Source organism: Allobosea sp. RIT-PG3_2, assembly GCF_057321085.1.
This window is the reverse complement of record NZ_JBXWCA010000012.1, coordinates 60,846-73,471: the sequence shown is the minus strand read 5'-3', so window position 1 is coordinate 73,471 and position 12,626 is coordinate 60,846. Positions and strand designations below refer to the sequence as shown.

Here is a 12,626-nt window from a genome sequence, read left to right as displayed (position 1 = left end):
GACCGTAAGCCGCGTCCGCCGGGCTTGTCAGCCTGCCCGCAGGCTGGGCAGGATCGGCAGGAATGCATGAGAGCGACCGGAGCGGACCTGTGTTGGAGCGCGGCACGACTTATGAAGATTCGCTGCGCCGCTTCGCCTGGCGCATCCCGGAGCGCTTCAACATCGGCACCGCCTGCTCGGACGCCCATGCCGACGGCACCGGCCGTCCGGCCCTGATCTTCGAGGAGGCTGACGGCAAGGTCGCGACGCTCTCGTTCGACGACCTCGCCCGTGCATCGAACCGCTTCGCCAATCTGCTCAGCGCTCACGGCATCGGCCCGGGCGAGCGCGTCGGCATTCTGCTGCCGCAATCGCCGCAGACCGCGATCGCCCATCTCGGCACCTACAAGCGCGGCGCCATCGCCCTGCCGCTCTTCATCCAGTTCGGCCCGGAGGCGCTGGAGCACCGGCTCGGCCATAGCGGCGCCAGCGTCCTCGTCACCGATGCCGAGAACATCGGCAAGGTCGAGGCAATCCGCGATGCGCTGCCGAACCTGCGCAAGATCTTCGTCGTCGGCGGCGCCGGCCATCTCGATTTCGAGGCGGAGATGGCGAAGGCTTCCGACAGCTTCACCGCCGCCGACACCCGCGCCGACGACCCGGCCGTGATCATCTATACCTCCGGGACCACCGGTAAGCCGAAGGGCGCGCTCCATGCCCATCGCGTCCTGCTCGGCCATCTGCCGGGCGTGCAGATGCCGCAGGAGTTCTTCCCGCAGGCCGGCGACCTGTTCTGGACACCCGCCGACTGGGCCTGGATCGGCGGACTGCTCGATGTGCTGCTGCCGAGCCTCTATTGCGGCGTGCCGGTGCTCGCCTCCCGCGCCCGCAAATTCGATCCCGAGGCTGCCTTCGCGCTGATGGCGCGCCACAAGGTCCGCAACGCCTTCCTGCCGCCGACAGCCCTCAAACTGATGCGGCAGGTCGGCAATCCCCAGCGCTTCGGCTATTCCATGCGCTCGATCGGCACCGGCGGCGAGACGCTCGGCGCCGACATGCTCGACTGGAGCCGCGAGACCTTCGGTTTCCCGGTCAACGAATTCTACGGCCAGACCGAGGCGAACCTCCTCGTCGCCAATTGCGCCAGCCTGTTTCCGGTAAAGCCGGGCTCGATGGGCCACGCCGTGCCCGGCCACCGCGTGGCGGTGATCTCGCCCGAGGGGCGTGAGTTGCCGCCCGGCGAGCCGGGGCTGATCGCGGTCAACAGGCCGGACCCGGTAATGATGCTGGAATACTGGAACCAGCCCGACGCCACCGCGGCGAAATTCATCGGCGACTGGCTGGTCACCGGCGATACCGGGTCGCGCGACGATGAGGGCTATTTCTGGTTCCAGGGCCGCGACGACGACATCATCTCCTCGGGCTCCTACCGCATCGGCCCGGGCGATATCGAGGATTGCATCATCCGCCACCCGGCCGTGCTGATGGTGGCGGTCGTCGGCGTGCCAGACCCCGTCCGCACCGAGATCGTCAAGGCGTTCGTGTTGCCGAAGCCGGGCATCGATCCTTCCGCGGCGCTGGCAGCCGAGATCCAGGCCTTCGTGCGCGACCGGCTGGCGGCCTACCAGTATCCGCGCGAGGTCGAGTTCGTGACGGAGCTACCGCTGACCGCCACAGGCAAGATCATGCGCAAGGATCTGCGGAATCGGGAGATCGAGAAGCAGCGGGGCGGCTGAAACCTCTCGTCATGCTCGGGCTTGACCCGAGCATCTCTGGCAAAGAGGCTCCGACGCACCTTGTTCGGCAGGAGATTCTCGGGTCTGCGCTACGTTCCGCCCGAGAATGACGACGCTGCTATCGCGCCTCCAGCACCAGCTCGAAGGTCATCAGCACCGGATTGTCGCCGCGCTTCAGCCGCCCGCTCGCCAGCGTGCCCTTGTAGTCGACCAGCGCGACATCGATCGCAGCCTCGAACCCGCCCTCGCCCGCCGCGATCCGTCCATGAGTGATCGCGACCTCCGTGGCGAAATTCTCGACCACCCCGCCATCCGCGAAGCGCGCGCCGATCGTCGAGCCGACACCGCCATGGATCACCGCCTCCCGGATGCCATGCTCGGCGCAGAACCGCTCCAGCGCTTCGCAGAAATCGACGTTTGGCTTCACCCGCAGCGCAAAGAAACGCCCGTTGCGCGTCGCGTCGAGCAGCGCCGCCGGTTTCGGCCCGAACAGTTTGAAATTCGTCTCCCCGTCCGGCTCGGCGACGAAAGCCGTCCCGTCGAGCCCCACCGCCGGCAGCGTGATCGTCTCGGCGACCACCGTCTCGTCGGGCAGGATATGACCGCCGCTGCGCTTGGCCGGCCCCTCAGCCCAGAGTGCATGGGCGTGGAAGAACGGCGTGCCGTCGCGCTGGCCGAAGGTCATCGCGCCGAGCTCGACCTGCGTCACCCCCGCTGGCCGGAAGGTCTCGCTGTAGAAAGCGGCGTGCTCCGGCGTCTTCGACAACGCCGGCATCACATAGGCGAAGGGCGAGAGCTTGAGCCCGTCAAGCTTGGCCACGCCGGAGACGAAGCCCGCCGCCGCGAAGCTGCGCCTGACGGCCTCCAGCAGCGGCAAGCCCGCCTGCAGCGTCATCGGGAAGGAAAGCCCATGGCATTCCGCCCACTGGATGCGCTCGGGCGTGCCGATGCCGGGCTGCTCGATCCGCCTCACTTTGCCCTCCCCTTCAGGAAATCGAGCTCGCCACGCTTTTCCAGCTCGTCCTTGACGAGGCGTTTCGGCACCTTGCCATAGCCGGATTTCGGCAGGGCCTCCCAGAACAGGAAACGCTTCGGCATCTTGTAGCGCGCGATCTTGGGGCTAAGGAAATCGGCGATCTCGGCCTCCGTCGCGCGCTGTCCTGGCCTGTTGACGCAGACCGCGATGCCGATCTCGCCCCAGACCGGGTCGGGCACGCCGAGCACCGCGACCTCGGCGATAGCCGGATGGGTCAGGATCTTCTCCTCGATCTCGCGCGGATAAATGTTCGAGCCGCCGGAGATGTACATGTCCGAGGCGCGGCCGGTGATGTAGACGAAGCCCTGCTCGTCCATATGGCCGAGATCGCCGGTCCGGAACCACCCGCCGCGGAAGGATTTCGCATTGGCCTCGGCGTTGTCGTAGTAGCCGGCAAAGACGGCCGGGCCGATCACGCAGATCTCGCCCTGCACGTTCGCGCCGACCTCCTTCCCGTCCTCGTCCTGAATCTGCACCTGCATGCCCGTGCGCTCGAAGCCGCAGGTGCCGATGCGCGCATGCGGCCCGTCTTCGGGCTCATGCAGCGCCGGCGGCAGCACGGTGATGTTGCCGGTCACCTCGCCCAGCCCGAAATACTGCACGATCACCTTGCCGAGCTTGGCGAGCGCCGCCTTCTGGTCCTCGCGATACATCGGCGCCCCCGCATAGATGATGTGGCGCAGGCTGGAATGGTCGTGCTGGTCGGCGGCGGGATGCTCGACCAGCATCTTCAGGATCGTCGGCACCGTGAAGATATTGGTGATGCGGTGCTTGGCGATCAGCCGATAGGCCTCGTCGATATCGAATCGTTCGGTCGGCAACAGGATCGAGGCCGCGCCGCGCGCCGAGATCACTAATTGGTGCACGCCCGCGCCATGCGAGAGCGGCGCCACCACCAGCGAGGCGTCGGCCTCGGTCGAGCCCGGCACCAGGTCGCAGAGATGGTTGGTGATCACGAAGCCCATCTGGCCATGGGTCAGCACGGCGGCCTTGGAGCGCCCGGTCGTGCCCGAGGTGAAGAAGAACCAGCAGGGATCGTCATGCTCGACCGCGGCGTTCTCGACCTTTTGGCCGCGATGGCGCGCGATCACCGCCCCGACCTCGTCCTCGCCGAAGGCTCCATCGCCAATCCGCCAGGTGAACTCCGGCGCCGAGCTCGTGGCGGCAACCGCCGCGGCATGCTCCGGGAAGTCGCCATGGCAGAGGAAGCCCTTGGCGCCGGAGGCCGTGGCGAGATAGGCCACCTCGTGCGGCAGCAGGCGGAAATTCGTGGGTACCCAGACCGCGCCAAGCCGGAAGGTCGCGAACATCGAGACGAACATCGCGTCGCAGTTCTTGGAATGGACGAGCAGACGGTCGCCCTTGCCGATGCCGCGCGCCTTCAGGCCCGCCGCCAGCGCCGAGACCTGCGCATCGATCTCGGCCCAGTCGAGCGTCTTCTCGCCCCAGATGAAGGCGGGGTGCTCGGCCAGGCGCCGCGCGTTCTGCGTCGCGATATGGGCGAGGTTCATCACGCGCCGCGTCATCGGCACGACGCCTCCGGCGGGGGCTGCGGTTACGGAGCTCATCGTGCGGCTCTCCCTGTCTCGATCGATCGCGGCGCGGCCGCCGTCATGGGCCTGGCGCCCTGTTTGGAAACGAACATCTGCGCCAGCAGCGCTTCCATCCGCACGCCCTCGCGTACCAGCAGCCCCGAAAGCTCGGTCTGCCGCGCCGGCGCCATGCGGCTGTCGATCGCGGCGATCGACAAAGCCCCGGCGACGCGCCCGTCCGGATAGCGGAAGGCGCGGCCTACTCCCCATGAGCTGGCGACGAGCCGGCCGGGATTGAGCGAGAAGCCGCGCTCGCGCGTCTCGACGATATCGGCGCGCATCGCTTCGGGCGCGAAGCCCGGATAGCGCGCCAGCAGCACGGCCGCGTTGGCGGCGATGATGCGGTCCACATCGTCGTCCGGCAGCGCGGCGAGGATCGCGAGTGAACCCGCCCCGACGCCCAGCGGATGCTGGTCGCCACCCTGCAGCGCATGGGTCCGCACCGGATAGGTGCCCTCCTCCCGATGCAGGCAGATCGCATAATTCTCGCGCCGCACGGTCAGGAAGCTCGTATCCTTCGTGTCCGTCGAAAGACGGCGAAGGCTGTCCATCGCCATATCGAGCACGCCATGGCGGCGCCCCGCCAGCACGCCGAGCACGAAGGCCTCCTCGCCCAGGCAATAGCGGCGCGTCTGCGGCTCCTGCTCGACGAGCCCGGCCCGCATCAGCGCCAGCAGCAGCCGCCGCGTCGTCGGCTTGTTGAGCCCGCTGCCGGAGACGATCTCGCCGAGCGGCAAGCCTTCGGCCGGCTCGCGCCCGATCAGCGAGAGCAGCCCCAGAGCGCGGTCGACGCTCTGCGAGCCGGACAGACCGGCTTCCGGCGCGGAACTCTGCGGCAAGCGCTCCTCCAGATAGTCCATGATATGGACCTTGTTCTTATCCTCAGAGCCTAGATTGGTGCATTGCCGATTGCAACGCCGCCTTCATCGTGTAAATCTGCCACGCGTCCACTGCTCACAGTGTGGACCACAATCGACGCCGACAGTTCACAAGATCGGCGCGAAGGGAGGATGAGCGATGGCCCTAGAGGCACACTGCGTGGCGGGGACAAGCCCGTGCCGCCCAAGCCGTAGCTGAGGTCGCGGCATGGTCGATGTCGTCGATACGCTGGCGCTGCCCGAGAACCTGAGCGAGAACGCGGATGCGCGCCCCGGCTCCCCGATCATGCGCCCGGTCGAGTTCGTCGCCGGCGCGCTCGTCGCCTTCATCATCTGCGTGCTGCTGCTCGGCGTCACCTCGCGCTATGTCTTCTCGCTGCCCTTCGTCTGGGTCGACGAGGTCGCCTCGATCTCGTTCATATGGCTGGCCATGCTCGGCTCGGCCATCGCCATCGACCGCAACGAGCATCTGCGCCTGTCGCTCTTCGTCAACATGATGCCGGAGCGGCTGCGCCAGTTCGTCGAGACCTTCGCGCTGCTCGCCATCGCGGCCTTCCTGGCGGCCATGGTCTATCCCGCGATCGACTACACGATCGAGGAAAGCTACGTCACCTCGGCCGCGCTCAACATTCCCAATAGCTGGCGCGTCTCCGCCATCGCCATCGGCATCGTGCTGATGCTGCTGCTCGCACTGCGCTATGCGATCAAGACCTCCCGCCCGCAGGATCTGGCCCTGGCCGCCGCCACGATCGTGGGCCTGGGCCTGCTGTTCTGGCTGGGCACGCCGGTCTTCAAGGGACTTGGCTACCTCAACATCCTGATCTTCCTGATCGGCGTCGTCGCGCTCTGCCTTGTTGCCGGCGTTCCCATCGCCTTCTGCTTCGGGCTGGGCACGCTCTGTTTCCTGATGTTCTCGACCAGCGTGCCGACCGTCGTGATGGTCGGGCGCATGGATGAGGGCATGTCGAGCATCATCCTGCTCTCGGTGCCGATCTTCGTGCTGCTCGGCTGCATCCTCGACGCCACCGGCATGGGCAAGGCGATCGTCGACTTCCTCGCCTCGATGCTCGGCCATGTCCGCGCCGGCATGTCCTATGTCCTGCTCGGCTCGCTCTTCCTGGTTTCCGGCATCTCGGGCTCCAAGGTCTCGGACATGGCGACGGTCGCGCCCGCTCTCTTCCCCGAGATGAAGCGGCGCGGCTACAAGCCCAAGGACCTGATCGCGCTGCTCTCCACCGGCGCGGCGATGGCCGACACCGTGCCGCCCTCGATCGTGCTGATCGTGCTCGGCTCCGTCGCCGGCGTCTCGATCGCCGGGCTGTTCAATGCCGGCTTCGTCATCGCCGGCGTGCTGCTGCTGGCGCTCGCCGGCCTCGCCCGCTGGAAGGCGATGGCCGAGGATATGAAGGGCGTGCGTCGCGCGCCCTTCTCGATCATCGGCAAGGCGGCTCTGATCGCCGCGCCCGCGCTCGTCCTGCCCTTCATCATCCGGGCCGCGGTCGGCGGCGGCGTCGCCACCGCCACGGAAGTCTCGACCATCGCCGTGCTCTACGCGCTGATCATCGGCATGGTGCTCTATGGCGGCATCGGCCGGGCCAAGTTCTACGCCATGCTGGTCGAGACCGCCGCGCTCTCGGGCGCAATCCTGATGATTCTCGGCACCGCGCTCGCCATGGCCTGGGCCCTGACCCAGACCGGCTTCGCCCGCGACCTCGCCACCTTCATGGCGGGCCTGCCCGGCGGCTGGCTCACCTTCATGGCGGTCACGATCGTCGTCTTCATGATCCTCGGCTGCGTGCTGGAAGGCCTGCCGGCGATCGTGCTGATGGCGCCGCTGATGTTCCCGATCGCCAAGAACCTCGGCATCAACGACATCCATTATTCGATGGTCGTCGTCACGGCGATGAACATCGGCCTGATGACGCCGCCGATCGGCATCGGCTTCTATATCGCCTGCAAGATCGGCAACGTCTCGCCGGACGAAGCGATGGGCGCGATCTGGCCCTATCTCATCGCGCTGCTGATCGGCCTCGTCGTCATCGCCCTCGTCCCCGGCCTATCGACCTGGGTGCTGTGAAGCTCATGTTGAAACGAACAGGCTCGACGTCATCCCGGACAAGCGGCGCTAGCCGCGCAGATCCGGGATCCATCGTAGAGCACAGAGCCCTACGATGGATCCCGGCGCTCCGCTACGCTGCGGCCGGGATGACCCGCCCCTGAAATCAGCCGCAGCAACAAGTAAAAGCAATCCAAGGAGAAAACGCCCATGACCATCTCACGCCGCAGCCTGCTCCAGGCGACAGCCGCCGCCTCCGCCATCGGCACCTTCCATATCGGCCGCGCCAATGCGCAGGCCGCCGAGTTCACCTACAAATACGCCAACAACCTGCCCGTCGCGCACCCGATGAACACGCGCGCCAACGAGGCGGTGGCGAAGATCAAGCAGGAGACGAACGGGCGCGTCGATATCCAGATCTTCCCGAACAACCAGCTCGGCTCCGACACCGACATGCTGAGCCAGGTCCGCTCGGGCGGCGTCGAGTTCTTCACGCTCTCGCCGCTGATCCTGTCGACGCTGGTCGCCAACGCCTCGCTGTCGGGCATCGGCTTCGCCTTCCCGAACTACGATGCGGTCTGGAAAGCGATGGACGGCGAGCTCGGCGCTTACGTCCGCGGCCAGATCAACAAGGCCAACCTCGTCGTCATGGACAAGATCTGGGACAACGGCTTCCGCCAGATCACCTCCTCCAGGGGCCCGGTCAACACGCCCGAGGACCTCAAGGGCTTCAAGATCCGCGTGCCGGTCTCCCCGCTCTGGACCTCGATGTTCACCGCCTTCCAGTCGGCCCCGGCCAGCATCAACTTCGCCGAGGTCTACACGGCCCTGCAGACCAAGATCGTCGACGGCCAGGAGAACCCCCTCGCCATCATCTCGACGGCCAAGCTCTTCGAAGTGCAGAAGTATCTCTCGCTGACCAACCACATGTGGGATGGCTTCTGGTTCCTGGCCAATCGCCGCGCCTGGGAGAAGCTGCCGGAGGACCTGCGCGCCATCGTCGCCAAGAACATCAACGCCGCCGCCCTTCTGGAGCGAGACGACGTCTTCAAGCTCAACGCCGGCCTGCAGGGCGAGCTGGTCTCGAAGGGCATGGTTGCCAACGAGACCAAGGCCGACGCCTTCCGCGAAGCGCTGCGCAAGGCCGGCTTCTATGCCGAGTGGAAGAAGAAGTACGGCGACGAGGCCTGGACGATCCTGGAGAAGGCGGTCGGCAGCTCGCTGAGCTGATCGCTCCGTAACCGTCATTCTCGGGCGAAGCGAAGCTTCGACCCGAGAATCTCATGACCAGCTAGCTCTGGTTTCCGTCATGCTCGGGTCAAGCCCGAGCATGACGCGCTTCCTCGACGCGTCCGCGCTACGCCACAGAAAGACTGACCACCATGGCCGACCGGCTGAAGGGCAAGATCGCCATCGTCTTCGGCGCCGGCTCGTCGGGGCCCGGCTGGGGCAATGGCAAGGCCGCCGCTGTCGCCTACGCCCGCGAGGGCGCCGGCGTCGCCTGCGTCGACCTGAACCGCGAAGCCGCCGAAGAGACGGCAAGCATCATCGCCGGTGAAGGCGGCAAGGCGCTGGCGCTCGCCGCCGACGTCACGAAGCTCGCCTCGGTCGAGGCCTGCGTCGCCGACGCGGCGCGCCATTTCGGCCGCATCGACATCCTGCACAACAATGTCGGCGTTACCCACATGGGCGGGCCGGTCGAGCTGTCGGAGGAGCAGTTCAACGCCTCGCTGCAGCTCAATCTCGGCTCGGTCTATCGCTGCGCCAAGGCCGTGATCCCGCAGATGCTGAAGGGCGGCGGCGGCGCCATCGTCAACATCTCCTCGCTCGCCGCCATCCGCTGGACCGGCTATCCCTACTTCGCCTACTACGCCACCAAGGCGGCGGTGAACCAGGCGACCGTCGCGCTGGCGATGCAGTACGCCCGGCAGAACATCCGCGCCAACTGCATCATGCCCGGCCTGATCGACACCCCGCTGATCTACAAGCAGATCTCCTCGCAATACGCCTCGGTCGAGGAGATGGTCGCCGCACGCGATGCGCAGGTGCCGATGGGCAAGATGGGCACGGCCTGGGACATCGCCAACGCCGCCGTCTTCCTCGCCTCCGACGAGGCGAAGTTCATCACCGGTGTCTGCCTGCCGGTCGATGGCGGCCAGAGCTGCACCGCCGGCCTGCCGGGCTGACTCGCGGCGTCATTCTCAGGCGAAGCGAAGCGGAAACCCGAGAATCTCATGCCGAAGAAGCGGCCGGAGCCTCTTTCGGCAGGAGATGCTCGGGTCAAGCCCGAGCATGACAGCCTCTCCCCCGTCGATTGTTCATTCCCCCATTGGAACGCTTGCTCCATTTCCGCTTCGCTGCCAGAACTGTCGCAACAGGGACGGCAACGGAAACCCAAGAATGAGCGAAACCGCCGTTGCGGAACTGCCGCGCGATTTCGACGGCCTGCGCACGCTGATTCTCGCCCAGCGCGAGAGCCTGCCCAAGCGCATCGCCCAGATCGCGGCCTATTCGCTCGACAATCCCGACGAGATCGCCTTCGGCACCGCCGCCAGCATCGCCGTCTCGGCCGGCGTCCAGCCCTCGACGCTGATCCGCTTCGCCCAGCATCTCGGCTTCGATGGCTTCACCAGCCTGCAGGGCGTCTTCCGCGAGCGGCTGCGCGAGCGCAATTCGAGCTATGAGGAGCGCCTCAGCACGCTGCGGACCGGCGAAGGCGCCGCCGGTAACCACCACATTCTCGACGGCTTTCTCACCGCCTCGCGCAAGTCGCTCGACGTGATGAGCCGCAGCCTCGACGACGCGACGCTCGACCGCGCGATCACGATGCTGGCGGGGGCAGAGACCATCTATATCCTCGCCCGCCGCCGCTCATACCCCATCGCGAGCTATCTCGCCTATGCGCTCGGCAAGCTCGGCGTCCGCTACCAGCTCGTCGAATCGGCGGCCGGGCTCGACCCGGAGATGATCGCCTTCGCCTCGCCGAAGGACGCCGTGCTCGTCGTCAGCTTCTCGCCCTACGCGCAGGCCACCGTCGAGGACGCACGCGGCCTCGCCGAACGCGGCGTCCCGCTGGTCGCCATCACCGATAGCGCCTTTTCCCCGCTCGCGAGCTTCGCCAGCCTCTGGTTCGAGGTCGCCGAGGCCGATTTCGGCGGCTTCCGCACGCTCTCCTCGACCATGGCGCTGGCGATGGCGCTCTCCGTCGGCATCGGCGAGGCCCGCCGCATCGGCCGCAAGGGTCGCCGGCGCGGGCAAGCTTGACGTCTGAGGAACATCTATTCCGCATTGACGAAATAATGGAATTATTATTTCATGACGGCAGCAAGGGTCGTTCGGCCCCAACGAGCATCGCAGCCGGGAGGATGATATGACGGGACCGCTCGGCGGATCGGCGCAGGCGCTCGACGTCATCACCATCGGCCGCGCTTCGGTCGACCTCTACGGCCAGCAGATCGGCTCGCGGCTCGAGGATGTCACCAGCTTCGCCAAGTCGGTCGGGGGCTGCCCGGCGAACATCGCCATCGGCACGGCGCGGCTCGGGCTACGTTCGGCCTTGCTCACCCGCGTCGGCAACGAGCAGTTCGGCCGCTTCCTGCGCGAGCAGCTCGGCCGCGAAGGCGTCAATCTCGACGGGCTCAAGACCGACCCCGAGCGGCTGACCGCGCTCGCCATCCTCTCGGTCGAGAGCGACACATCCTTCCCGCTGCTGTTCTATCGCGAGAACTGCGCCGACATGGCGCTGGAGGAGGGCGACATCGACCCCGCCTTCATCGCGAAGGCCCGCGCCGTCGTCGTCACCGGTACGCATTTCGCGCGCCCGAAGCCGGAGGCCGCCCAGCGCAAGGCGATGAAGCTGATGCACGGGAACGGCGGCAAGGTCGTGCTCGACATCGACTATCGCCCCAATCTCTGGGGCCTCGCCGGCCATGACGCCGGCGACAACCGCTACATCGCCTCGCAGGCCGTCTCCGAGCGGATGAAGACGGTCCTGCCCGGCTGCGACCTCATCATCGGCACGGAAGAAGAGGTGCTGATCGCGTCCGGCGAAAGCGAGTTGCTGCCGGCGCTGAAGACCATTCGCGCGCTGACGCCTGCGACCATCGTGCTCAAGCGCGGCCCGATGGGCTGCATCGTCTATGACGGCGCGATCCCGGACGATCTGGAAGACGGTATCGTCGGCAAGGGTTTCCCGATCGAGGTCTACAATGTGCTCGGCGCGGGCGACGCCTTCATGTCCGGCTTCCTGCGCGGCTGGCTCGGCGGCGAAACCCTGCAGACCGCGGCGACCTGGGCCAATGCCTGCGGCGCCTTCGCGGTCTCGCGCCTGCTCTGCTCGCCGGAAAGCCCGACCTTCGAGGAACTGCAGTATTTCCTGAAGAACGGCAGCCCGCACCGCGCCCTGCGCAAGGATGAGGACATAAACCACATCCATTGGGCGACGACGCGCCGCCGCGACATCCCCTCGCTGATGGCGCTGGCCTGCGACCATCGCTCGCAGCTCGAGGAGCTGGCGGCGAAGGCCGGGACCGATCCCGCCCGCATCCGCGACTTCAAGGTGCTCGCAGTCAAGGCCGCCGCCCGCGTCGCCAATGGCCGGCCCGGCTACGGCATGCTGCTCGACGAGAAGCATGGCCGCGAGGCGATGTTCGAATTCGCCCGCCATCCCTTCGCCTGGCTCGGCCGCCCGGTCGAACTGCCGGGCTCGCGCCCGCTGCGGTTCGAGATGAGCCAGGATATCGGCTCGGCCCTGCCGGAATGGCCGGTCGAGCACTGCATCAAGTGCCTGTGCTTCTATCATCCGGACGATGCTCCTGAACTGAAGCAGGCCCAGCAGGACAAGCTGCGCGGCCTGTTCGAGGCGGCGCGCAAGGTCGGCCGCGAGCTCCTGATCGAGATCATCGCCGGCAAGAACGGCCCGCTCGGCCCCGACACCATCGCCCGCGCGCTGGAGGAGATCTACGCGCTCGGCATCAAGCCGGACTGGTGGAAGCTCGAGCCGCAATCCTCACCTGCCGCCTGGGCGGCCATCGAGCAGACCATCGCGAAGCACGATCCCTGGTGCCGCGGCGTCCTCCTGCTCGGCCTCGACGCGCCGGTCGAGGAGTTGGAAGCCGGCTTTGCCGCCACGGCCAATGCGCCGGTCGTCAAGGGTTTCGCAGTCGGCCGCACCATCTTCATGTCGGCAGCCGAGGGCTGGCTTTCGGGCCAGCTGGATGACGAGGCTGCCATCGCCGACATGGCCAGGCGCTTCGGCGCGTTGACCGACCTCTGGCTTGCCACGCGCGGCCGCAAGGCGGCATAGCTTTCATGCGATCGGCCCACCCACGCGGGTCATCCCGGCCAAGC

General features: G+C 67.0%; 9 protein-coding genes. 6 read left to right on the top strand and 3 right to left on the bottom strand.

What is annotated here, in order from left to right; translation table 11 throughout:
* Positions 1 to 89: 89 nt before the first annotated feature.
* Positions 90 to 1,715, top strand: coding sequence for an acyl-CoA synthetase (locus tag AC2FAN_RS25195; RefSeq protein WP_442865030.1), 1,626 nt, complete (start codon positions 90 to 92; stop codon positions 1,713 to 1,715).
* Positions 1,716 to 1,833: 118 nt separating this feature from the next.
* On the opposite strand, the gene AC2FAN_RS25190 is transcribed toward AC2FAN_RS25195, so the two are convergent.
* The 3 genes from AC2FAN_RS25190 to AC2FAN_RS25180 are packed head-to-tail and all read right to left on the bottom strand — an operon-like array spanning position 1,834 to position 5,203.
* Positions 1,834 to 2,688, bottom strand: a complete 855-nt coding sequence (locus tag AC2FAN_RS25190; RefSeq protein WP_485176795.1) for a PCC domain-containing protein — start codon at positions 2,686 to 2,688, stop codon at positions 1,834 to 1,836.
* Positions 2,685 to 4,319 (bottom strand): acyl-CoA synthetase, encoded by a 1,635-nt coding sequence (locus AC2FAN_RS25185; protein ID WP_485176793.1) that lies wholly within the window; start codon positions 4,317 to 4,319, stop codon positions 2,685 to 2,687. Before AC2FAN_RS25185 ends, AC2FAN_RS25190 begins: the two co-directional genes overlap by 4 nt.
* Positions 4,316 to 5,203, bottom strand: a complete 888-nt coding sequence (locus AC2FAN_RS25180; protein WP_485176792.1) for an IclR family transcriptional regulator — start codon at positions 5,201 to 5,203, stop codon at positions 4,316 to 4,318. Before AC2FAN_RS25180 ends, AC2FAN_RS25185 begins: the two co-directional genes overlap by 4 nt.
* Positions 5,204 to 5,429: 226 nt before the next feature.
* Between AC2FAN_RS25180 and AC2FAN_RS25175 the strand changes: the two genes are divergently transcribed.
* From AC2FAN_RS25175 to AC2FAN_RS25155, 5 genes are all read left to right on the top strand, one after another.
* Entirely contained in the window at positions 5,430 to 7,298 is a 1,869-nt protein-coding gene (locus tag AC2FAN_RS25175; protein WP_265049969.1) for a TRAP transporter large permease, read from the top strand.
* 189 nt (positions 7,299 to 7,487) lie between these two features.
* Entirely contained in the window at positions 7,488 to 8,507 is a 1,020-nt protein-coding gene (locus AC2FAN_RS25170; protein ID WP_265049970.1) for a TRAP transporter substrate-binding protein, read from the top strand.
* Between the two features lie 152 nt (positions 8,508 to 8,659).
* Positions 8,660 to 9,463 carry an SDR family NAD(P)-dependent oxidoreductase gene (locus AC2FAN_RS25165; protein WP_485176791.1) on the top strand — a complete coding sequence of 268 codons (804 nt, stop codon included), beginning with the start codon at positions 8,660 to 8,662 and terminating at the stop codon, positions 9,461 to 9,463.
* A 214-nt stretch (positions 9,464 to 9,677) separates the two neighbouring features.
* A complete protein-coding gene (locus AC2FAN_RS25160; protein ID WP_265049972.1) occupies positions 9,678 to 10,541 on the top strand; it encodes a MurR/RpiR family transcriptional regulator in 864 nt (287 codons plus the stop codon).
* A 106-nt stretch (positions 10,542 to 10,647) separates the two neighbouring features.
* Complete coding sequence (locus tag AC2FAN_RS25155) at positions 10,648 to 12,582, top strand: bifunctional 5-dehydro-2-deoxygluconokinase/5-dehydro-2-deoxyphosphogluconate aldolase (protein ID WP_485176789.1); 1,935 nt, start codon at positions 10,648 to 10,650, stop codon at positions 12,580 to 12,582.
* The last annotated feature ends 44 nt before the right edge of the window (positions 12,583 to 12,626 follow it).